The following is a 22196-nucleotide window of genomic DNA, read 5'->3' as shown; positions in this document are numbered from 1 at the left end:
GCAAGCCTCCACAGCGATTCTTGGGTCATTCACCCATCGCTTTCGATGGCTGAAGCTGCGCACGGACCGCAGTTAGCGGTCAACGGTCTTCGAAAGGTTTTCGAGTGTTCAGCATCAAACGCGCCGGTGCGATCTTCGCAGGCGCAGCACTGGCCGGTCTGGTCGCAACCCCGGCGTTCGCCACCGGCGGCGACAAGGGCGACCCGAGCGGCAACAACGGCACCGTCAAGGTCATCAACCACGGCGACATCGACGAGGTCCCGGAGAACCAGCCGCACGTCGGCTGCACCCTGGACATCGAGTGGTACGGCTTCGACGAGGGCGACGACATCGTCTCCGAGATCAGCTTCGAGCTGCACTCGCCGACCGACGAAGGTGAGCTCACCGTCGACGGCAAGTCCTCTGTCCCTGTGGGCGGTGACCCCGCCAGCGGCGCCGGCACCGACGACGGTCTCGACGGTCGCGAGACCTACACGCTGACCGCCACCGGCCTCGCCCACCCGGAGCAGGGCTTCCACGCGAAGGTCACCATCCACACCCCGGGCAGCCGCGGCAACGACACCAAGACCAAGGTCTTCTGGTTCAAGGGCTGCGTGACCGTTCCTCCCGCGTCGGAGACCCCGACTCCGACTCCGACCCCCACTCCGAGCCCGAGCCCGTCGGAGTCCGAGTCGCCGTCGGAGGAGCCCTCCGAGACGCCGTCCGAGTCCACCCCGGTCTCGAACGAGACGGAGCCCGCTGACGAGGAGTCCTCCGAGGCGCCGGTCACCGACTCCGAGGTCCCGACCAACATCGACGCCGGCCTCGCCGGCGAGAGCGAATCCGCCGTGCCCGCGATGTGGCCGCTGCTGGCCATGCTCGCCGGCGCTGCCGCTGCCGGCCTCGCGCTGGTCGTGGTCCTGCGTCGCCGCGCTGCCGCTCTGGTCCGCAACGACTGAGCAAGCCCGCGTCACTGAGATCGGCGCGGCGCATGACCTTCGGGTCGTGCGCCGCGCCGTTTCTTCGTCCGGCCAGCCCTGATCCTCAGTCCTGGAACGCAGCGCCCTTCTCGATCAACGCGTCGACGTCGGCGACGCCCCAGGCAGCGAGGGCCTCGCGGGTGTGTTGGCCGGCGCTGGCGGCGGGTCCCGCACCCAGGGTGGAGGTGGTGCGGCTGAACCGCGGGGCGGGAGCCGGCTGGGTGACACCGTGGTGGGTCACGTACGTCTGTCGGGCCTGCAGGTGCGGGTGCGAAGCGGCCTCGGAGGGAGTGAGGACGGGGGCGACGCAGGCGTCGGTGCCCTCGAAGATCTCGGCCCACTCGGCCATCGTCTTCGACGCGAAGGTCTTGGTGAAGAGGTCGCGCATCTCGTCGTAGCGCTCCATCTCGTACTGCCCCGGGCAGACTCCGTCGAGTCCGAGCCGGGTCACCATCTCGGCGAAGAACTTGCCCTCGAGCGCACCGACCGCGACCTGGCGCCCGTCGGAGGTGTCGTAGAGGGCGTAGAACGGCATCGCGCCGTCGAGGAGGTTGCTCTGCCGCTGCTCGTGCCAGGACCCGGAGGCGAGCATGCCGGAGATCATCGTGGCGAGGTGAGCGGTGCCGTCCACGATCGCGGCGTCCACGACCTGCCCCTCGCCGGTGGTCTTCGCCTCGACGAGCGCGGCGAGGATGCCCATGACCAGGTAGGTCGATCCACCGCCGAAGTCACCGAGCAGGTTGAGCGGGAAGTGGGGTCGAGCCCGGTCCTGACCGAGCCCGTTGAGCACGCCGGTGGTGGCGATGTAGGTGAGGTCGTGACCGGCCGACTGGGCCAGCGGCCCGTCTTGGCCCCAGCCGGTCATCCGGCCGTAGACCAGCCGCGGGTTGCGCTCCAGACAGGTCTCCGGCCCCAGCCCCAGCCGGTCGGTGACCCCGGGACGCAGCCCTTCGATGAGCACGTCGGCCGTCTCCACCAGGCGCAGGACGGTCTCGACGGCATCCGGGTTCTTGAGGTCCAGGGCGATGCTCGGACGGCCTCGGGTGAGCAGGTCCCCGGCGCCGCCCCCGAGGACGTTGCCGCCTGGACGATCGACCCGGATCACGTCCGCGCCCATGTCCGCGAGGAGCGTGCAGGCGTGGGGGCCCGGCCCGATCCCGGCCAGCTCGACGACCTTGACCCCGCGGAGGGGACCGGTGCCCTGGCCCAGTGTCACTGTGGATTTCTCCGTCGACTCAGTCATGCCGGCCATACTCGCAGGATCGGGTCTCACAGAGTCGAGAACCCTCCGCCTGGCATCACGGATCCCAGCGCCTGCGTCCGATACGCTCCGAGGCACACTCGCCGGTGCACAGGAGCAGAGAAGTTGTCTCGGGAATTTCCCCCATCCCCCCAGTCCCGACCGACCAGCTCGGTCAGCCCGCTCACCGCGAACGACCCCCGCGAGATGGGTCCGTACACGCTCACCGGCCGCCTCGGACACGGTGGCATGGGCGTCGTCTATCTGGGCGAGGACGCGGCGGGCATGCAGGCGGCGGTGAAGGCGATCCTTCCCGAGCTCACCTCCGACCCGGGGTTCCGCGCGCGGTTCGAGCGAGAGATCCAGGCCGCCAAGAAGGTGGAGAGCCGGTTCACCGCGCGAGTCCTCGACGCCGACCCCGGTGCCGAGCAGCCGTGGATGGCGAGCGAGTACGTCGCCGACCCGCCGCTCAGCAAGCTGGTCGGGTCCGGCCAGCGACTGCCGGAGATCGACGTGCGCCAGCTGGTCGCCGGAGTTGCCGAGGCTCTCGCCGCGGTGCACGCCACCGGCCTGGTCCACCGTGACATCAAGCCGGGCAACATCCTCTACGGCGCCACCGACCCGTGCGTGATCGACATGGGCATCGCCCGATCGGTGGACGGCACCGCGCTGACCCAGACCGGCAAGGCCGTCGGCACCTACGGATACCAGGCGCCCGAGCAGGTCCAGACCGGCACCTTCTCCAGCGCCGTCGACATCTGGGCGCTGGGACTGGTCGCGTTCGTCGCAGCCACCGGACGCTGGCCGTTCAGCGGCGAGATCGGGTCGATGGGACACCTCCTCACGGGTGAGTCCCCCAACCTGAGCCTCTGCCCGGTCTACCTGCGCCCGTTGGTCGCCGCCTGCCTGGCCGAGGCGCCGACCTCCCGACCCTCCGCGGCTGACATCCTCGCCACCAACGGCGACTGGACTCTGCTGCCCGCCCCGGCCACCTCGACGGAGGAGACCTTTCTCGGCACGCCACCCCACCGACTCCCTGCGGCTGCCGGGGTCGCTCGCGCACCGTCGTCCCCGGGCGACACCGCCGACCTGCCCACTCGGGCGCCCACGTTCGCTGAGCCTTCCCAGCCGTCGAAGCGACGCTGGAAGATCGCCGTCCTGGCAGCCGTGGCAGCGGTCCTGGTCTCGGCAGGCGTGGCCGTCGCCGCCAACACCGTCCTCCTGCCCGGCCGGGAGGACGCGCCGAAGGTCGGTGAGGTGACCCCTTCGGCCGAGCCGACCGACGGCCAGAGCAGCAGCGCACCGACAACGCCGGTGGGCGGATCCGTGGACACCCGGACGAGGCCCGAGGTCGACGAAGCGCCTGAGGACGAGGGCGCCGGGAGCGACGACGAGATCGCCCCCAGCAACAGCGTGCCCAGCGACGACGCGGCGCCGTCCGAGGCGCCGGAGCCGAGCGCTCCCGCCCCCACCGAACCGACCAGCGAGCCGGTCAGCCCGACACCGTCCGCCGAGCCGACCGAGACCGCGACGCCCGAGCCGACCGAGCCACCTGCCGAGGAGCCGACGACGCCCGCGGCGTCTTGAGGCAGGGAACGCCTACATACGTCGTGCCGTGAGGCCATCCAGTGCTCAGAACCGGTTGGGGTTCGTGCAGAGGTACCCGGTCGGGTAGACGAGGATCACGCCCCTCGAAGAGTGGTGAGCCCACCGCATCGCCTTCCGGGTCTTGACACCATAGACACCGTCCACGTCGCTGCCCGTGAAGCCGAGCTGGTACCGCTGAAAGGCCTTCATCGCGCTCACCATGCCCGAGCGGTACAACCCGTCGTCACCTCCGCTGTCCCGGATACGCTGGGCAGCTGTCGTGCTCGAATAGCACGTCAGAATGTTCCTCTGGAGGGCCTTGACTGCGCTCTTCTGGCCGGCGGTCGTGCCATGCCCGTTGCCCATCCAGCAGTCCCAGCTGCCGCCGTTGAGGGGGATCTTTCCGTAGTCGTGGGGGTACGCCGAAAGGCCAAGAGTTCTCGTCGATGCCGTGTTGCAGCTGCCAGTGGAGGCAGCTTGCGACGGGGAGGCGGCCAGGCCGATCGGCAGCGCCGCAAGGAGAAGCCCGACTGTGGCCACGTAAGCACGGAGCCTGGGTCTGCTGATGCGCATCATCGATTCCTTAGGTCTAGGTTCGTATTCGTCGAGACCGTAGAGGGCAGGCCACTCACCGCATTCCCGTACCTTTCCCGCACTCCGCTGATCTCGGGCCGCTCAGGAGACCCGGATCACACCGAGCCAGAGGTTGGATCGATCAAGGTGGCCGCGGCTCTGGGAGTCCCGATAATCGAGCCTGGCTGAGTGTGCCGCGCGCCCGATCGGGCCGAGCCTTCCCGAGCAACCGAAAGTTGAGCTGTGAGCAACACCGACGAGACCTTCAACGACTGGCAGCACCGCGAGGAGCTCGCGGAGACGATGATCCCGATCATCGGCAAGCTCTACCGCGAGAAGGATGTCACCATCCTGGTCCACAGCCGGTCGCTGGTGAGCAAGTCCGACATCTCGATCCTCAAGGCGCACCGTTTCGCGCGCCAGATCGAGGGCGAGGAGCTCTCCGTCACCGAGACGTTCCCGCTCCTCCAGGCGGTCGCCAAGCTCGACCTGGGGCCGTCGAAGATCGATCTCGGTCTGCTCGCCGTCCAGTACGCCGAAGACGACCGCGGCCTCTCCGCCGACGAGTTCGTCGCCGAGAAGCTGGCGGGCGCGACGGGCGGGAACAAGCTCGAGCGCAACGGCGGCCAGGACGTCGTGCTCTACGGCTTCGGCCGCATCGGCCGCCTCGTCGCCCGCCTGCTCGTCGAGAAGGCCGGCTCGCGTCACGGCCTGCGCCTGAAGGCCGTCGTTGTCCGCAAGGGTGGCGAGGACGACCTCATCAAGCGCGCCTCGCTGCTGCGCCGCGACTCGATCCACGGTCAGTTCGCCGGCACGATCACGGTGGACGAGAAGAACGGCGTGATCATCGCCAACGGCAACCCGATCCAGTTCATCTACTCCAACGACCCCACGACGGTCGACTACACGGCGTACGGCATCAAGGACGCCATCCTCATCGACAACACCGGCAGGTGGCGTGACCGCGAGGGCCTCTCCCAGCACCTGCGTCCGGGCATCAAGAAGGTGCTGCTGACCGCGCCGGGCAAGGGCGACGTCCCCAACATCGTCCACGGCGTCAACCACCAGACCCTCAGCGGCGACGAGTCCGTGATCTCGTGCGCTTCCTGCACGACCAACGCCATCGTCCCGCCGCTGAAGCTGATGGAGGACCGCTTCGGCATCGTGCGTGGTCACGTGGAGACGGTGCACTCGTTCACCAACGACCAGAACCTGCTGGACAACTACCACAAGGCCGACCGTCGCGGTCGCTCCGCACCGCTCAACCTGGTCCTGACCGAGACCGGTGCCGCCTCCGCGGTCGCCAAGGCACTCCCGGACCTGAAGGCGAAGATCACCGGCAACTCGATCCGCGTCCCCACCCCGGACGTCTCGATCGCGATCCTGTCGCTCTCGCTCAAGAGCGAGACCTCCAAGGAAGAGGTCGTCGACTTCCTCCGCGAGGCGTCGCTCACCGGTGAACTCCGTCGCCAGGTGGACTTCACCACCGCCCGTGACGCGGTCTCCTCCGACTTCATCGGCTCCCGCGCCGCCTCGATCGTCGACGGCAACGCGACCATCGTCGACGGCGACTCCGCGATCCTGTACGTCTGGTACGACAACGAGTTCGGCTACTCCTGCCAGGTCGTCCGCACCGTGCAGTCGATCTCGGGTGTCGAGTACCCGACGTTCCCGGCCCCGGCTGCTGTCTGAGCCTGACGTCTACGCTGCCCCGTCTCGTCCGGCCTCCGGATGAGGCGGGGCAGCGTGGTCCCTGGCCCTGAGGATGGCGTCGGTTTCGGTCAGGCCGACCTGCGCGACGTCGCGCAGTACCGGGGCGGATCGGAGCCACATCTCGTACTCGAGCCGCTCCTTCTGCTTGACGCTAGGAGTCGGCTTCTGGTCCAGGCGACCGCAATCAAGATCCTGTGGATGACTCTGTGGAAACCACTTGGGTGGTCCTGACGACGGGGCTGGATTCAGGAGCGAACGCGGGCGAGGAAGGCGCGGGTGCGATCCTCGACCGGGTCACCGAAGAGCTGCTCCGGCGATCCCTGCTCCAGCACCCGGCCACCGTCCAGGAAACAGACCTTGGTGGCTACCTCCCGGGCGAACGACATCTCGTGGGTGGCGAGCACCAAGGTAGTGCCGGCCTCCGCCTCGGCTCGGACGATCTCCAGCACCTCGCCGACGAGCTCGGGGTCGAGGGCGGCGGTGATCTCGTCGAGGAGCAGCAACCGCGGCCGCGTGCACATCGCCCGCACCAGCGCGACCCGCTGCTGCTGACCTCCGGAGAGAGCATCCGGGTGGGCGTCGGCCTTGTCGGCGAGGCCGAAGCGGGCCAGCAGCGTCCGCGCACGATCGGCCGCCTCGTCCGGACGCACACCGTGCACCCGCACCTGCGCCAGCGTGCAGTTGTCGAGCACCGACAGATGCGGGAAGAGGTTGTAGGCCTGGAAGACCATCCCGACCTCGCGGCGGACCGAGCGCGGATCCACGAGCGGGTCGGAGATCTCCCGGCCGGCGAAGGTGATGATCCCGTCGTCGATCGTCTCGAGCAGGTTCAGGCAGCGCAGCAGGGTCGACTTGCCCGAGCCCGACGCACCGATCAGGCAGACCACGTCGTGCTCCGCGACGGACAGGTCCAGGTCGTCGAGCACGACCCGGCCCCGGTAGGCCTTCCGCAGCCCCTTGGCCTCCAGCAGCGGGGACACCATCGGCTCGGTCATCGGCCCTGCTCCTTCTCGATCTGTCGCCTCATCAGCCAGTCCGTGAGCCGGGTGAGCGGCACCGCGACGATGAGGAAGTACGCGGCCGCGACCAGCAACGGCGTGCCGTTGAAGTTGTAGCCCTGGTAGTCCTGGGCCGTCCGCAGCGCCTCGAAGACACCGACCGCCGAGATCAGGGCGGTGTCCTTCTGCAGCGAGACGAGGTCGTTCATGAGCGGCGGTACGACGCGACGTACGGCCTGAGGGAGGACCACGAAGCGCATCGTCTGTGTGTGGGTGAGCGCCAGCGCCTCGGCCGAGGCGACCTGGGTGGGATGGATGGACAGGATGCCGGCACGGAAGACCTCGGCGACATAAGCCCCGTAGCAGAGCACCAGCGCGAACGTGGTCAGCCAGAACAACGAGTTGGTCACCCCGGACAGGCCCAGCGCCGGGATGCCGATGCCGCAGATGACCACGACCAGGATCGACGGCACTCCGCGGAACAGGTCGGTGTAGCCGGTGGCCAGGAACCGCAGCGGCGCCAGCCACGGGGAGGTCGTCTGGCGCGTGATGGCGACGAGGGCTCCGAGGATGAGTACGCACGGCTCGGCGATCAGGAAGATCCGGATGTTGATCCAGAATCCCTCGGCGATCGCCGCGAACGAGTCACGCGCGTGCGACCAGCTCAGGAAGTAGTCCCGGACCCGGTCCCACCCGGGCGAGGAGACGACCAGCAGCCCCACCCCGACCGTCACCACCGCGGTCACCACCGTGGCGATGACGATCTGCTGCAGCTTCAGCCGACGGCGTACGGCCTGCCTCTCGAGCTCCCGCTCGCTCGGAACCCACTCACCCGCCGAACGAATCGACCCCATCACTTCAAGACAGGAACGGAGACGACGTCAGAGAGCCACTCCTTCTCGAGAGCCGCGAGGGTCCCGTCCTTCTCGAGCGCGGTCAGCGCCTCGTCGAGGCACGGAGCCAAGCCGCTGTCCTTCTCGGTCAGCAGACCGAACTCCTCCGGCGTCGAGCTGCTCTCGAACTGCCCGGTGATCGTGCTGCCCTCGATCTCGGCCGCGGTGATGTAGAACGCGGTCGGCAGGTCGAAGACGAGCGCGTCGACCTGGCCGTTGAGCAGCGCCTGCTTGGCCTGGTCGCTGGTGTCGAAGACCAGCGGATCCGTGCTCGGCCGCACGTCCTCGCGGATCGCAGTGAGCGAGGTGGTCGCCGTCTGCGCACCGAGCTTGAGACCCTCGAGGTCAGCCAGCGACGCCGCCTTGGCCGCGTCGTCCTCCATCGTCACGACCGCCTGCGAGGCGGTGTAGTAGCCCTGCGAGAGGTCGACGACCTTCGCTCGCTCCGGCGTGATGGAGATCTGGTTGATGTCGAAGTCGAACTTCTTCGCACCCGGCGTGTAGGAGGTGTTGAACGCCTGCTTGACCCAGACGACATCGTCCTTCGCGAACCCGAGCTGGTCGGCGACCGCGTAGGCGACCGCAGCCTCGAAGCCCTTGCCGTTGCTGGGGTCGTTCTCGGAGAACCACGGCTCGTACGCAGGAGAGTCGGTGCCGATGGTCAGCTTGCCGTCCTGCTTCAGCGGCAGATCCGCGGCCTTGCAGGAGGCGGGGGCGCCGCCTTCGGCGTTGGTGTCGCTCTCGCTCCCGCACGCGGACAACGTGGCAGCGAGGGCGATCGGAACGACGAGAAGGGCGGTGAGGCGAGTACGCATGTGCCGAAGCGTAAATGGGACGGCCGGTGGCCGCTTCTTATTACTCATGAGTAGCATACGTCCATGGCGTACGAATCCCTGCTCTCTCCGCTGACGATCGGGTCTCTCACCCTGCGCAACCGGGTGGTGATGGGATCCATGCACACCGGTCTCGAGGACCACGCATGGGACATTCCCAAGCTGGCAGCCTACTTCGCCGAGCGCGCACGCGGCGGCACCGGGTTGCTCATCACCGGCGGCTACGCCCCCAACAAGCGCGGCTGGCTGAAGCCCTTCGCCAGCGAGATGAGCTCCCGGCTGCACGCCGCCCAGCACCGCCGGGTCACCGCAGCGGTGCACGAGGAGGGTGGCGCGATCGCGATGCAGGTGCTGCACGCGGGCCGCTACGCCTACACGCCGTTCTCGGTCAGCGCCTCGGCCATCCAGGCACCGATCAACCCGTTCAAGCCTGCGGCACTCTCCGACAAGGCCGTCGACGCGACCGTGAGCGACTTCGCCAAGAGCGTGGCGCTGGCGAAGCGGGCGGGCTACGACGCGGTCGAGATCATGGGCTCCGAGGGCTACCTGATCAACCAGTTCCTCGCAGAGCGGACCAACCAGCGCGAGGACCGCTGGGGCGGCACCACGACCAACCGGATGCGGTTCCCGGTGGAGATCGTGCGCCGCTCGCGCGAGCTGGTCGGTGACGACTTCCCGATCATCTTCCGGCTCTCGATCCTCGACCTGGTCGAGGACGGGCAGACCTGGGAGGAGACGATCGAGCTCGCCTACGCGCTCCAGGACGCCGGGGTGTCGGTCTTCAACACGGGCATCGGCTGGCACGAGGCTCGCGTGCCCACCATCATCACCCAGGTCCCGCGCGGCGCTTGGCTGGACATGACCGCCCGCCTCAAGGCCGAGGTCAGCGTGCCGGTCTGCGCCTCCAACCGGATCAACACCCCCGAGCTCGCCGAGTCGGCGATCGCCGCGGGCAAGGCCGACCTGGTCTCGATGGCCCGCCCGCTGCTCGCCGACCCTGAGTTCGCCAAGAAGACCGCCGAGGGCCGCACCGACGAGATCAACACCTGCATCGCCTGCAACCAGGCCTGCCTGGACCACGCCTTCTCCAACAAGGCCGCCTCCTGCCTGGTCAACCCGCGCGCCGCGCGCGAGACCACGCTGGTGCTGCGCCCGACCAAGCTCAAGCAGACCGTGGCCGTCGTCGGCGCCGGCCCGGCCGGCCTCGCCGCCGCCACCTCGGCCGCCGAGCGTGGTCTCTCGGTGACCCTGTTCGAGAAGTCCTCGCAGCTCGGAGGCCAGTTCCGGCTCGCCATGGAGGTGCCGGGCAAGGAGGACTTCAAGGACACCCTGCGCTACTTCACCCGGCGCCTGGAGGTGCTGGGGGTCGAGGTGCGTCTCGACACCGAGGCCACCACCGCTGACCTGGAGCCCTTCGACCACGTCATCATCTCCACCGGCGTCACGCCGCGGGTCCCGCAGATCGCCGGCTCCGAGGACGACCGGGTCGTGACCTACGCGGACGTGCTCGCCGGCCGGGTCGTCCCGGGCGACCGCGTCGCGGTCATCGGCGCCGGCGGCATCGGCGTCGATGTCTCCGTCTGGCTGACCCACCGGTCCGAGTCCCTCGAGAAGTGGAAGGCGCGCTGGGGCGTCGGAGACCCGGCGACCTTCCGCGGTGGCCTGACCAGGCCGGTCCTGGAGGCCCCGGCCCGCCAGGTGACGCTGCTGCAGCGCAAGGCCACCCCGATCGGGATCGGTCTCGGCAAGACCTCGGGCTGGGCCCACCGCGCCCACCTGAAGCAGGACGGCGTCAAGCAGGTCCGAGGTGCGACCTACGACAAGATCGAGGCCGGCGACGACTCCGTCACCCTCCACTACGCCGTCGACGGCGAGCCGCACACGCTCGAGGTCGACCACGTGGTCCTCTGCGCCGGCCAGGAGTCCGTGCGCGATCTCTGGACCGAGCGCGAGCACTGGCACCTGATCGGCGGCGCCGACGTCGCCGCCGAGCTGGACGCCAAGCGCGCGATCCAGCAGGGAACCGAGATCGCTGCCGCCTTGTGACCCGATAGCCTCGGCACATGAGCGACTCGCCCAACGAAAACTGCCTCTTCTGCAAGATCGTCGCCGGCAACATCCCCTCGACGAAGGTCTACGAGGACGACGAGACGTACGCCTTCATGGACATCGCCCCGGCGGCCGAGGGACACACGGTGGTGGTGCCGAAGACGCACACGAAGGATGTCCTGGAGTCCGACCCCGCGGTCTACGCCGCGACCGCGAAGGCCGCCCAGGCGGTCGCGAAGCGGGCCGTCGACGTGCTGCAGGCGGACGGGGTCAACGTACTCAACAACTGCGGTTCGACCGCATGGCAGACGGTGTTCCACCTGCACTTCCACGTGATCCCGCGCTACACCGACAAGTCCAAGGACTCGCTCACGCTGCCTTGGGTGCCGCATCCGGGTGACCTGGACGCGATCAAGGCGATCGGCGCGAAGCTCGCCTTCTAGCCCGCCGAGTCATCCCGTAGGGGCGCCCTCGGCGTGAGCGGCGACCAGTGCGGCGTACCAGGCGAAGGATCGCTTCGGCGTGCGCACCCCGGCGGCGTCGACGTGCACCAGGCCGTACTTCCCACCCACGCCGTCCTCCCAGTCCTTTCCGGTGAACGGCGCCTCCCAGCCGTCTCCGTCGAGCAGGGTGTAGGCATAGAAGCCACGCACGTCGACACCGCGCTCGATCGCGGCCGAGACCGCTTCCAGGTGTGCCTCGAGGTAGTCGATCCGGGCCTGGTCGTCGACCTCGCCGTCGACCAGCGGAGCGTCGTACGCAGCACCGCACTCGGTCACCACGATCGGCGGCATCGCCGCGCGATAACGCGAGCGGGTGATGATCAGCCACTCGCGCAGGGCGGTCGGCACCACGCCCCAGCCGGTGTCGGTCGCCGGGTGGCCGACGAGCGGCACCATCCGGAACGGGATCTCGTCGCCCTCGGCTGAGGCGCCGATGCGCTGCGGGGCGAAGAAGTTGACCCCGTAGAAGTCCAGCGGGGAGCGGATCGCGGCCATGTCGCCCGGCATCACCACCTCGTCGGCGAGGCCGGCGAGGTCGCGTGGATAGCGGCCCATCAGCATCGCCTCGAGGGGCACCGCGTTCCAGGCCAGGTCGACGAGCTTGGCCGCACCGACGTCGGCAGGGTCCTCGGAGAGCGGCCAGATCGGCTCGTGATGGTTGGCGCACCCGACCGACTCGACCCCGGCTGCGCGCAGCACCTGGACGCCGCGGCCGTGGGCGAGCAGCAGATGGTGCATCGCCGCGACGAGTCCCCAGCCGGCGCGACGACCCGGTGCGATGGTGCCGAGCCCGTAGCCGAGATAGCCGGCCACGTTGGGGTCCTGGACCGGCACCCACTCCGGGACCCGGTCGCCGATCAGGTCCACGACCGTCTGGACGTACTCACCGAAGGCGTCGACCGTGGCGCGGTTGAGCCAGCCACCGTCGGCGACCAGCGGCTCGGGGAGCTCGCCGGCGTAGAGCGTGACCGACGGGCGAAGACCGGCCTCGAGCAGCTCGTCGACCAGGCGGTCGTAACGAGCGCGGGCGTCCTGATCGACGGCACCGCGGCCACCCGGCTGGAACTCACGCCAGGAGACCGTGAATCGGTATCCCGGCGCACCGAGTCGTTGAAGCAGCGCAACATCCTGCTCGCCCCCCGGCCGGGTGGCGTCTGCAGTGCCGAACAGGAAGCCAGTCGGAAACTTGGGAAACGCCACGGCACAATCATGACTGTGACTGCCCAGATCCGCCGAGGAAACGCCCGATTCACAGAGCGGCCGCCCGGCCTCAGACCAGGAAAAATAACCTGGCACACCTACTCGTTCGGCCCCCACTACGACCCCGACCGCATCGGTTTCGGACCGATCGTGACCTACGACGAGCACCTGCTGCGCGACGGTGAGGGGTTCGACACCCACCACCATGCCGGAGTCTCGATCGTCACCTGGCCGTTGTCCGGCGAGGTGACCCACACCGACTCGTCCGGGGCCACCGGCACGGTCTCCCCCGGCCAGGTGGGTGTCTTCACCACCGGTGACGGCGTCGACCACTCGGAGTTCGCCACCGCCTCCAGCACCCGGTTCATCCAGGTCTGGATCGCCGGCAGCCCCGGCGCACCGGGGTACGCCGTCCACGACGTCGCCGCGCGCGAGGGTGCGTGGACCGAGGCTGTGTCACTGCCCGCCGGGACGCTGTACGTCGCCCGCATCGGCACCTCCGGACCGTCCGAGATCACTCTTCCCGAGGCCCGGCTCCGCCACCTCCACATCGCCTCCGGCGCCCTCCTGCGCAGCGGCATGGCCGAGCCGCTCGCCGCGGGCGACGCCTTCGAGGTGACCGCCGGCGAGGACCTGCCGCCGGAATTCACGGTCAGCGCCGGCGTACCGACCGAGCTTCTTCTCTGGTGCTTCGAACAGGAGGCATGAAAGCGCGGACAACCCGCTGTCTGGGCGGATAGGGTCCACCTTGACTGCTGTTGAGTGTGGAGGACTGTGTGACGACGTTCCTGATCATCGGAGCCGTCGGGCTGGCCCTCCTGCTCGTGTCGCTGGTGATCGGCGACCTGCTCGACGGCTTCCTCGGCGGCCTGCTGGACTGGCTGGAGAGCGACTGGTTCTCGACGGCCGCGATCGGTGGTTTCGTGTCGGCCTTCGGTTTCGGCGGCGCGATCGCCGCCGGACCTCTCGGCACCTTGCCCGCCATCGGTATCGGGGCCGGCGCCGGCCTGATCTTCGCCTGGTTCGCTCTCTGGCTGACGCGCTTGCTGAAGGAGGAGCACACCGATGCTGCTCCGAGTGGCGATGACGCAGTCGGGCGGGACGCCGCGGTGATCACGACGATCCCGGCCGGCGGCTTCGGCGTGATCCGGGTGACGCTCGGAGGCCACACCGTGACCTACAACGCGAAGGCACCGGACACCGACGAGCCGATCGCCCCCGGCACCGCCGTGCACGTGACCGGCGTCCTCTCACCGACGGCAGTCACCGTCGCGCCGACGTGGCGCGAGATCACCTCCTGACTGAAGGAATCCTCATGGAACTGCTGGTGCCGATCGCCGGCCTTGTCGTACTCGTCATCCTGCTCCTGCTGCTGGTCACCAGCCGCTACAAGGTCGCCGGTCCCAACCACGCCTTCATCGTCACCGGCCGCAAGGGCAAGGCGGTCCTCAACCCCGAGACCGGCCAGCTCACCACCGACCTGTCGGGCCAGAAGGTCGTGCTCGGCGGCGGCGTCTTCGTGGTGCCGTTCGTCCAGAAGCTGGCGACCATGGACCTCTCCTCGCGGCGGATCTCGGTCCAGATCCGCGGCGCGGTCTCCGGGCAGGGCATCAAGCTCAACCTCGACGGTGTCGCGATCGTGAAGGTGGGCGGCAACGCCGACCAGATCCGGCTGTCCGCCCAGCGGTTCCTCTCCCAGCAGGAGGAGATCGAGCCGTTCACCCAGGAGGTGCTCGCCGGCGCGCTGCGCTCGATCGTCGGCGGCCTCACCGTCGAGCAGATCATCCGTGACCGGGCCGCTTTCGCCCAGCGGGTCGCCGACGAGTCCGAGTCGTCGCTCACCGGCCAGGGCCTGATCCTGGACACCTTCCAGATCCAGGACGTCACCGACGACGGCTCCTACCTCGCCAACCTCGGCCGCCCCGAGGCGGCACGCATCACCCAGACCGCCTCGATCGCCGAGGCGGAGGCCCGGCGTGCCTCCGAGCAGGCCCGGATCAAGGCCGAGGAGGAGATCGCGGTCGCTCAGCGCGCGCTCGCCCTCAAGCAGGCCGAGATCAAGGCCGAGACCGACGCCGCCACCGCCACCGCAGCCGCCTCCGGGCCCCTTGCCCAGGCCGACCGCGACCAGGCCATCCTCACCGAGCAGGAGAAGGTCGCCGTACGCCAAGCGGCGCTGACCGAGCGACAGCTCGAGACGCAGGTCCGCAAGCCCGCCGACGCCGAGCGCTACCGTGTCGAGCAGGAGGCTGAGGCTCGCCGCAGCTCCGAGATCGCGGCCGCGGAGGCACGCAAGGCGTCCACCATCGCCGCGGCCGAGGCCGACGCCGAGCAGGCCAGGCTCAGCGGTGAGGCGGAGAAGGCCCGCCGCGCCGCGCTGGCCGAGGCCGAGGCCATCGAGGGCGCCAAGCGCGGTGACGCGCAGAAGTCGCTGCGTCTGGCCGGCGCCGAGGCGACCCGGGCCGAGGGCGAGGCGAGCGCTGCCGCCACGCTGGCCATCGGACAGGCCGAGGCGGAGGCGATGGAGAAGCGCGCCTCGGCGTTCGAGTCCTACAACGACGCCGCCGTGCTGCAGATGCTCATCGAGGTCCTGCCGCGGGTCGCCAAGGAGGTCGCCGCGCCGATCAGCGCCATCGACAACCTCACCGTGCTCTCCACCGACGGTGCCGGCGCCATCCCGAAGCAGGTCAACGACAACGTCGTCCAGACCCTCGCCATGCTCAAGACCACGACCGGCATCGACCTCGGATCGATGCTCCGCAAGGCGTCGTCCGGCAACGGTGAGAATGACTCCACGGCGGCTCCCTCCGCCGAGCTGCCGAGCTGACCGATCCACACGTTGCCAACACCCCGGTCACCAATCCTGTTGAAAAGGGGCATTGACGTGACAGCCAGGAACAAGTCTGGTTATCTATCCACGTCGACGTAGGGAGGGAGCACTCCAAGCCTCGACCGGGCCTCGCGGCCGAAAGGCCGCCAGGCTCGCCCCTCGAGTCTCTCTACTGTTCCCCCCGTCGGTAGAGGGGCACCGAGGGAATTGAATGTGGCCCGGCCTCACGGCCGGGCCACATCTCATTTTGCCCGCAGCACGCGGATCGGGCCTAGCGCTCGTTGGCCATCCGCAGGAACGCCTCCACGAGCGGGCCCGAGGTGGCCGCGCCGTTCTCGCCCTCGTCGACGTAGACAGCCACCGCCAGGTCACCCTGCGCGGCGATCATCCAGGTGTGGGTCAGACGCTTGCCGTCACGGTCGAACTCCGCAGTGCCGGTCTTGGCGATCACCGGCTTGCCCGGCACGTCGGCCAAGCCCCTGCCGGTGCCGTCGGTGACCACGCCTCGGAAGATCGTACGCAGCTGGCCGACCTCCGCCGCGGCGAGCGGCTCCACGCCCGACGGCTTGGCGACCTGGCCCTGGACGAGGTTCGGGACCACGGTGTGACCGGCCTGGATCGAGCCGATCACCGAGGCCATCACCAGCGGTGAGGCGAGCACCTTGCCCTGGCCGATCAGGTCGGCGGCATGCTCGGTCTCGCCTGCGGGCTCGGGGATCTGGCCGAAGTAGGAGGCGAAGCCGGCGTCGCGGTCGATCCCGAAGCCCAGCGAGGCAGCGGCCGAGGCGATCTCGGCGTGGCCGATCTGGTCCGCCGCGCCGACCATCGCGGTGTTGCAGGACTCGGCGACCGCATGGGCGAGGGTGATCTTCCCCAAGCCGGACTTCGGGTACCACGAGTCGTTCTTGAACGTCTTGCCGTCGACGGTGGCCTTCGCAGGACAGCTGACCCGGCTCTTGGGGTTGAGCCCCTTGCGCAGCATGGCCAGCGTGGTCGCCGCCTTGAAGGTCGACCCCGGAGCGGCCTGACCGTAGGTCGCCAGGTTCATCTTGTTGTCCGCGCCGTTGGCGGCGACCAGCACGGCGCCGTCGCTGGGCCGGATCGCGACCAGCGCGCTCTCTGGCTCGACCCGTTTCAGGATCTTCTCGGCGCTCTTCTGCAGCCGCGCGTCGAGCGTGACGGCCAGGGGCTTCCCGTCGATCGGGTCGGTGCTGTAGAGCTTCTTCAGCACCTCACCCTCGTCGCCGAGGACCGCGACCTGCAGCCCGGGCTTCCCCCGCAGCTGCTCGTCGTAGCGTGCCTGCAGTCCGGAGAGGCCGACGAGATCACCCGGAAGGTAGGTCCCGGGCCTCTTCTTCATCTTCTCGGCCGTCACCTCACCGACGATGCCGATGACCGGTGAGGCGAACTCCTTGGTAGGGCCGAGCGGGAGGGTCCGATTGAGCATGGCCGCGCCCTTGATCTTGGCGATCTTGGCAGCCTTCGCCTTCGTCATCATCGGCTTGCGGACCGAGAGCGCCTCGACGAACGCCTTGTCCCCGGACGCCTTGACGCGCTTGGCGTAGCGCTTCGGATTGATGCCGAGGACCGCGGCGACGTCCCGGGCGGCCGCAGGGGCGGCAACCGGGTCGATCAGGGTCTTGTCGATGCCCACCGTGACGACCGGCCGATCGGCGACCAGGGTCGCTCCCGACGTGCTCCGGATCTCGCCCCGCTGCTGGTGGACGGTCTCGACATGCAGGCTGCGTCCTTCGGCGAGCTCCGGGGCGACGACCGTCGGCTCCCAGACGAACTCCCACTTGTCACCGGTCTTGTGGAGCTCCACCTCCGACTCATAGGTCCACCGGCCGCCCGGCACCCCCCACGCCCAGGTGAGCATCGACTTCGCGCTGTCGGTGCCGTGGCCGGAGAAGACCGGCTTGGTCGCGGACACGTCGGGCGCTCCGAGCTTCCCGAACAGGTTGCCGGTCAGATCGCGGTAGTCGTCGGCGACCTCGGCGGGGTCGGTCTTCGCGACGAAGTCGACCTTCGTGAAGGTGCCGCTCTCCAGGGCCGTGGTCAGGGTCGACATGCTGGGACCCGGATCCTCGGCCTCACCGCAGGCAGCAAGCAGCGGTAAAGCAACAGCAAGGGCCGCTATGCCCCGGGATACTCGCATGGGACGGTTCTATCAGCCTCGCCCCCAAGATTGGGTTACACGCCTCCTACGCGGAGGTTGTGAAGCCGAGAGCGGCCGGTGGGCCACGCTCGGCTTCACAGCCAAATCGCTCAGTGCGTCGCCAGCCAGGCGTCCAGGTCCACCCCTCGCTGGTCCGCGAGCTTCTGCAGACGTTCACGGGTCGGCGGCTGGAACACCTTCGGCTCGATGTGGCGGTCGAGCGCGGCGTACTTCCGCTGCCTGGCGGCCTGTGCGGGGCCGGTAGCCTCGGCCGCGTCGACCAGTGCCGGGGTCGCGGCGACCGCGGCGCCGGTGAGCGGAGAGCTCACCAGAGGTGTGTAGCCGTCGCGGTGGCCGGCCGCGTTGGCGTGGAAGGACTCCTCGATCGGGTTGGAGAGCCCGTTGACCCACTCGACGTCGTCACAGACGGCGTGTCCCGTGAACCGGCTGATCGGGTTCACGAAGCTGAATCCGGCTGCGCTCGCGCGCGAGGCAGTGGTGTTGTTGAGGAGCACGGCGGTGTCGTTGAGGATCGCCTCGTCCTGCGGGCTGAACCAGGTGAAGGCGTTGCAGTCCTCGCCCATGAACAGCTTCGGGTAGCCCACGACCACCACCTTCGCGTTGGGCGCGGCCGACCGGATCCGGGAGTAGAGCGTCCCGAGGCTGCCTGGGAGCGTGTTGCGGATGTAGCTCTGCGCACCCGCGACCGCTCCGGCGCAGTCGCTCGCCCAGGCGGGAAGGGCGCATTCGGTGATCACGTCGGCGAAGCCGGCGTCGTTGCCGCCGACCGAGATGGTCACATAGCGAGTGGAGCTGGACAGGGCGCTGAGCTGACTGCTGGTGACGTCGGCGACGACCGCACCCGAGCAGGCGCGGAAGTTGAGGCTGTAGCTCTTCGCCGCGGCGACCAGGCTCGGGTACGCCAGGGTCGACCGTTTGCAGGCGGAGCCGTCACTGAGGTAGCTGCGGGTGCCGACTCCTGAGGAGTAGGAGTCGCCGAGTGCGACGTAGGGCTCCCCAGCCGCAGCGGCTGGGGAGCCTGGGGCGACGGCCAGGCCGGCGCCGAGAAGGGCGGTGGAGGTGAGGGAGACCGCGAGGCGGACTTTGGACAGGCGGAAGGTCAAACCGTTCATGGCAACTCCCGAAAGCCAGGGGCCACCGGTGGCGGCCCTTCTCTTCGGTTGTACGCGCCCTTACTTTCGCTCGCAGGAAATTAGTTTCACGTCTTAGTAATCGTCCGGAATCCGCTTACGTTCGTTCATCAGACGTTCTGCAGTCGCGGCAGGATCCGGTCGAGCCACCGCGGCAGCCACCATGCGCGAGCACCGAGCAGCCGCATCACCGCAGGCACGACGAGGCACCGGACCACGACCGCGTCCAGCAGCACCGCCACCGCCATCACGAAGCCCATCTCCTGCAGCATCCGATCCGGGCTGAACCAGAAGGCGCCGAAGACCACGACCATGATCGCACCGGCCGCGGTGATGACGCCACCGGTGTGCGCAAGCCCTTCGCGGACCGCCTCCTGCGCGTTGCCGCTGCGCAGCCACTCCTCGCGCATCCGCGAGATCAGGAAGACCTCGTAGTCCATCGAGAGACCGAAGACGATCGCGAAGGTCATCACCGGCAGGAACGCCTCGATCGGCCCCGGCTCCACCCCCAGCAGACCCTCCTGGAAGACGTACGTCATCGCGCCCATCGAGGCGCCGATCGAGATCAGGTTGAGGATCGCCGCCTTGATCGCCACCGCGACGGAGCGGAAGACGCACATCAGCAGCAGCGCGGAGAGGCCCACCACCAGCCCGATGAAGAGCGGCAGCTTCTTCGAGACCGCGTCGGAGTAGTCGATCAGCGCCGCGGTCGAGCCCCCGACGAGGACGTCGTCGCCCAGGTCGGCGCGCAGCTCCTTCACCAGCTCGGTGGTCTCGGCGTCCTGCGGACCGGTCTCCGGGAAGGCGATGGCGGTGTAGACCGCGCCGTCGGCCGAAGGCTGCGGCGGCGTCACCGCGGCCACGCCTTCGTGCGTCTGGAGCTTCTCGTACGCCGCGTCCGCCTGCCCCTGCGAGCCTTCGGTCATGACGATGAGCGGGCCGTTGGCGCCGGGGCCGAACTTGTCGCTCACCAGGTCGTAGGCCTTGCGGGTGGTCGAGGAGCTGTCGTCGTTGCCGGCGTCAGCGAAGCCGAGCTGGAGGCCGAGGACCGGGGTCGCGAGGGCGCCGAGAGCGACCATCGAGACGATCAACGCGGCCCACGGGTGCCGCTGGACTCCACCGGCCCAGGCGCGCCAGCGGCGGCCGGGCTCGCGTCCGGAACGGGCCGCATGCTTGCGGATCGACTTCTCCAGACGCTTGCCGAACAGCGTGAGGAGGGACGGGAGCAGGGTGACCGCGGCGATCATCGTCATCAGGACGGTGAGAGCGACCCCGAGCACGACGCCCTGGATCGAGGTCAGCTGCAGCACGTAGAGGCCGCAGAGGGCCAGGATCACGCTGACTCCGGCGAACAGGACCGAGCGGCCGGCGGTGTCGATCGCGGTCGAGGTGGCGTCCTCACGGGTGGCGCCGTGGAGCAGCTCGCTGCGATAGCGGGAGAAGACCAGCAACGCGTAGTCGATGCCGACGCCGAGCCCCACGAGCATCAGCATCGGCGCGGTGTAGTCCGGGATCGTGGTCAGGTGGGAGAGCAGCGTGACCACGCCGAAGGTCGTGCCGACCGCGAAGATCGCGGTGATCAGCGGCAGGCTCGCCGCCAGGAACGAGCCGAACATGAAGAACATGATCACCAGAGCGGCGAGCATCCCGAGCCCCTCCGAGCTGCCGCCCTCGCCCCCGCTCACCTCGCGCATCGCCTCGCCGGCCATCTCGACCTGGAGATCGTCGGTCGTCGAGTCGTCCGCGATCTCGAGGAAGGGCTCGTAGGCACTGGTCGGGAGCTCACCGGCCTCGGCGTCCATCACGACCGTGACGAGTGCGGTCGTACCGTCCTCGCTCACCGACCCGCGCTGCGGATCGGCCGGCTCCACGGTCTCGACATGGGGAACGTCGGCGAGGTCGGCGATCAGCTCGTCCACCGCCTGCTGGTCGGTGTCCCAGCCACGCTCGTCATGGATGACTGCGCGCACCTCGTCGCCGGTCGCTCCGCCGTGCTTCGCCAGGAGATCGGCCATCTCCTGGGACTGGCTTCCCGGGATGTCGAACGAGTTGCGGTAGTCGTCGCCGATGCCCTGGGCCGCCCCCGTCACGCCCACGAGCACGACCACCCACAGCAGCAGCGCGGTCCAGTGATGCCGTTGGGAGAAGGTGGCCAGCCGCCGCAGCGGGCTGGGTCTCGTCGTCGTCTGGGTGGTCATCGTGTCTCCTTCTTGATCTCGTCTGGCTACCTGTAGGCAGACAACACGTATGAAGGCAATGTAACCCGGTCTGTGTAGGCTGTCTACATGAAAGCCGACGCACTCCGTGGCCACCTCGACTCGCTGATCCTGGCCGTCGTCGAGAAGCAGCCCCTCCACGGCTACGCGATCATCGAGGCGCTGAGCGCCCGCAGCGGTGGCGAGCTGGATCTCCCCACGGGCACGATCTACCCGGCCCTACGCCGCCTGGAGAAGGCGGGATACCTCGACAGCTCCTGGTCCGAGGTCGGCGGCCGCAAACGCCGCACCTACGAGCTCTCCTCCGCCGGCCGCAGCGCCCTCGCCACCCACCGCCAGGAGTGGCGCACCTTCTCCCAGGTCGTCTCCGGCGTCCTCGGCGAGGTCTGACCCAGCCGAGACGTCACTCCCGTCGGCCGAGGCGTCAGGGGTGATGACCGAGATCGCACCCGCGGCGAGCTCAGTTCAGGGGGTTCCCTGATGTGGTCGACCCGGCAGCACGGAGAGGATGGACCCATGAGCGCCGTCGACGTCTACCTTGCTGACCTGCGCACCGCCGTACCCGGCCCGAGCTGGGCCCGCCGCGACCTGTTGCGCGAGGCCGGCGACCACCTCGAGGACGCGACCGACGCCTACACCCGGGCGGGCTACCCGACCGCCGAGGCCGAGGCTCTCGCGCTACGCGACTTCGGTGCCGTCGACGTCGTCGCTCCGGGCTTCCGCGACACGGTCGCGATCGGCGGCGCCCGACGCACGGCCGCTCTGCTCGTCCTCGTGATGATCCCCCAGGCCTTCCTGTGGGACGGCGGGATCAACCTCGGCGGGACTGCCCACTCGACCGCCCCGGACACCGGTCTCTTCCACGCCCTCGACGTCCTCATCGGGTACGTCGGCACAGCAGGCGCCCTCGGCGCGATCATCGCGCTGGTGGCGACCGCGATCGGTCAGCGGTGGCTGCGGATCGGGCGCGGCACGGCCCGGATGACCGCAGCCTGGTCTCTGGCCACGGCCACGGTGGTGCCCGTGACCGGCTTCACCATGCTGACCCTGACCGGCGGCCTCACCGTGACCCTGGCCATCAGCGCGATCGCCCTGATGGCAGCACCGTTCGCCCTGGTCGCCCTCTCGGCCCAGCGCACCCTCGCCGCCTGCTGATATGCGCTGGTCGAGCCGCCGGAGCCGTTAGGCGGAGGCGCGTCGAGACCAACACGGATCACACCGCCCACTCCGGCTTCGGGCCGGTCCTCACCGTGGAGACCTTCACCGACGAGGACGACGCCGTCCGCATCGCCA

At 69.1% G+C, this 22196-nt stretch carries 19 protein-coding genes; 10 read left to right on the top strand and 9 right to left on the bottom strand.

All coding sequences use genetic code 11. The features are described 5' to 3' along the window. Window positions 1-104: 104 nt before the first annotated feature. Complete coding sequence (locus ABZZ22_RS19920; protein ID WP_354934710.1) at window positions 105-938, top strand: hypothetical protein; 834 nt, start codon at window positions 105-107, stop codon at window positions 936-938. Between the two features lie 85 nt (window positions 939-1023). Here ABZZ22_RS19920 and ABZZ22_RS19915 read toward each other — a convergent pair whose 3' ends face one another. Further along, window positions 1024-2202: a CaiB/BaiF CoA-transferase family protein gene (locus ABZZ22_RS19915; RefSeq protein WP_354934708.1), complete on the bottom strand. Its 1179-nt coding sequence runs from the start codon at window positions 2200-2202 to the stop codon at window positions 1024-1026. A 204-nt stretch (window positions 2203-2406) separates the two neighbouring features. On the opposite strand from ABZZ22_RS19915, the gene ABZZ22_RS19910 reads away from it, so the two are divergent. Continuing rightward, window positions 2407-3786 carry a protein kinase gene (locus ABZZ22_RS19910; RefSeq protein ID WP_354934705.1) on the top strand — a complete coding sequence of 460 codons (1380 nt, stop codon included), beginning with the start codon at window positions 2407-2409 and terminating at the stop codon, window positions 3784-3786. A 45-nt stretch (window positions 3787-3831) separates the two neighbouring features. Here the strand turns inward: ABZZ22_RS19910 and ABZZ22_RS19905 are convergent, their stop codons facing one another. Next, window positions 3832-4359, bottom strand: coding sequence for a hypothetical protein (locus ABZZ22_RS19905; RefSeq protein WP_354934702.1), 528 nt, complete (start codon window positions 4357-4359; stop codon window positions 3832-3834). A 243-nt stretch (window positions 4360-4602) separates the two neighbouring features. On the opposite strand from ABZZ22_RS19905, the gene ABZZ22_RS19900 reads away from it, so the two are divergent. Further along, complete coding sequence (locus tag ABZZ22_RS19900; protein ID WP_354934699.1) at window positions 4603-6051, top strand: glyceraldehyde-3-phosphate dehydrogenase; 1449 nt, start codon at window positions 4603-4605, stop codon at window positions 6049-6051. 266 nt (window positions 6052-6317) lie between these two features. Here ABZZ22_RS19900 and ABZZ22_RS19895 read toward each other — a convergent pair whose 3' ends face one another. The 3 genes from ABZZ22_RS19895 to ABZZ22_RS19885 are packed head-to-tail and all read right to left on the bottom strand — an operon-like array spanning window position 6318 to window position 8778. After that, on the bottom strand, window positions 6318-7067 hold the full coding sequence (locus ABZZ22_RS19895) for an amino acid ABC transporter ATP-binding protein (protein ID WP_354934696.1): 750 nt from the start codon (window positions 7065-7067) through the stop codon (window positions 6318-6320). Next, on the bottom strand, window positions 7064-7924 hold the full coding sequence (locus ABZZ22_RS19890; protein WP_354934693.1) for an amino acid ABC transporter permease: 861 nt from the start codon (window positions 7922-7924) through the stop codon (window positions 7064-7066). Before ABZZ22_RS19890 ends, ABZZ22_RS19895 begins: the two co-directional genes overlap by 4 nt. After that, window positions 7924-8778, bottom strand: a complete 855-nt coding sequence (locus ABZZ22_RS19885; protein WP_354934690.1) for an ABC transporter substrate-binding protein — start codon at window positions 8776-8778, stop codon at window positions 7924-7926. The genes ABZZ22_RS19890 and ABZZ22_RS19885 overlap by 1 nt, the downstream gene beginning before the upstream one ends. 63 nt (window positions 8779-8841) lie before the next feature. Here ABZZ22_RS19885 and ABZZ22_RS19880 point away from each other — a divergent pair, with 63 nt between their 5' ends. After that, window positions 8842-10842, top strand: a complete 2001-nt coding sequence (locus tag ABZZ22_RS19880; protein ID WP_354934687.1) for an NADPH-dependent 2,4-dienoyl-CoA reductase — start codon at window positions 8842-8844, stop codon at window positions 10840-10842. Between the two features lie 17 nt (window positions 10843-10859). After that, window positions 10860-11288, top strand: coding sequence for an HIT domain-containing protein (locus tag ABZZ22_RS19875; RefSeq protein WP_354934684.1), 429 nt, complete (start codon window positions 10860-10862; stop codon window positions 11286-11288). 9 nt (window positions 11289-11297) lie between these two features. Here the strand turns inward: ABZZ22_RS19875 and ABZZ22_RS19870 are convergent, their stop codons facing one another. Then, window positions 11298-12548, bottom strand: a complete 1251-nt coding sequence (locus tag ABZZ22_RS19870) for a family 1 glycosylhydrolase (protein WP_354934681.1) — start codon at window positions 12546-12548, stop codon at window positions 11298-11300. 15 nt (window positions 12549-12563) lie between these two features. Between ABZZ22_RS19870 and ABZZ22_RS19865 the strand changes: the two genes are divergently transcribed. From ABZZ22_RS19865 to ABZZ22_RS19855, 3 genes are all read left to right on the top strand, one after another. After that, window positions 12564-13256 carry a pirin family protein gene (locus ABZZ22_RS19865; RefSeq protein WP_354934678.1) on the top strand — a complete coding sequence of 231 codons (693 nt, stop codon included), beginning with the start codon at window positions 12564-12566 and terminating at the stop codon, window positions 13254-13256. Window positions 13257-13324: 68 nt separating this feature from the next. Next, a complete protein-coding gene (locus tag ABZZ22_RS19860; RefSeq protein ID WP_354934675.1) occupies window positions 13325-13849 on the top strand; it encodes an NfeD family protein in 525 nt (174 codons plus the stop codon). Between the two features lie 14 nt (window positions 13850-13863). Next, window positions 13864-15375 (top strand): SPFH domain-containing protein, encoded by a 1512-nt coding sequence (locus ABZZ22_RS19855; RefSeq protein WP_354934672.1) that lies wholly within the window; start codon window positions 13864-13866, stop codon window positions 15373-15375. Window positions 15376-15649: 274 nt separating this feature from the next. Here ABZZ22_RS19855 and ABZZ22_RS19850 read toward each other — a convergent pair whose 3' ends face one another. The 3 genes from ABZZ22_RS19850 to ABZZ22_RS19840 all read right to left on the bottom strand — a co-directional run bounded on the left by ABZZ22_RS19850 (window position 15650) and on the right by ABZZ22_RS19840 (window position 20885). Further along, on the bottom strand, window positions 15650-17449 hold the full coding sequence (locus ABZZ22_RS19850; protein ID WP_354934669.1) for a penicillin-binding transpeptidase domain-containing protein: 1800 nt from the start codon (window positions 17447-17449) through the stop codon (window positions 15650-15652). A 197-nt stretch (window positions 17450-17646) separates the two neighbouring features. Continuing rightward, window positions 17647-18669 carry an SGNH/GDSL hydrolase family protein gene (locus tag ABZZ22_RS19845; protein ID WP_354934666.1) on the bottom strand — a complete coding sequence of 341 codons (1023 nt, stop codon included), beginning with the start codon at window positions 18667-18669 and terminating at the stop codon, window positions 17647-17649. 128 nt (window positions 18670-18797) lie between these two features. Then, window positions 18798-20885: an MMPL family transporter gene (locus ABZZ22_RS19840; RefSeq protein WP_354934663.1), complete on the bottom strand. Its 2088-nt coding sequence runs from the start codon at window positions 20883-20885 to the stop codon at window positions 18798-18800. Window positions 20886-20972: 87 nt separating this feature from the next. On the opposite strand from ABZZ22_RS19840, the gene ABZZ22_RS19835 reads away from it, so the two are divergent. Beyond that, window positions 20973-21293 (top strand): PadR family transcriptional regulator, encoded by a 321-nt coding sequence (locus tag ABZZ22_RS19835; RefSeq protein WP_354934661.1) that lies wholly within the window; start codon window positions 20973-20975, stop codon window positions 21291-21293. 126 nt (window positions 21294-21419) lie between these two features. Further along, the gene (locus ABZZ22_RS19830) at window positions 21420-22058 is read left to right on the top strand and encodes a permease prefix domain 1-containing protein (RefSeq protein WP_354934659.1); all 639 of its coding nucleotides are present in this window, start codon (window positions 21420-21422) and stop codon (window positions 22056-22058) included. Window positions 22059-22196 lie beyond the last annotated feature (138 nt).

Source organism: Nocardioides sp. NPDC006273 (assembly GCF_040613495.1).
GTDB lineage: Bacteria > Actinomycetota > Actinomycetes > Propionibacteriales > Nocardioidaceae > Nocardioides.
This window is presented reverse-complemented; position numbering and strand designations above follow the sequence as displayed.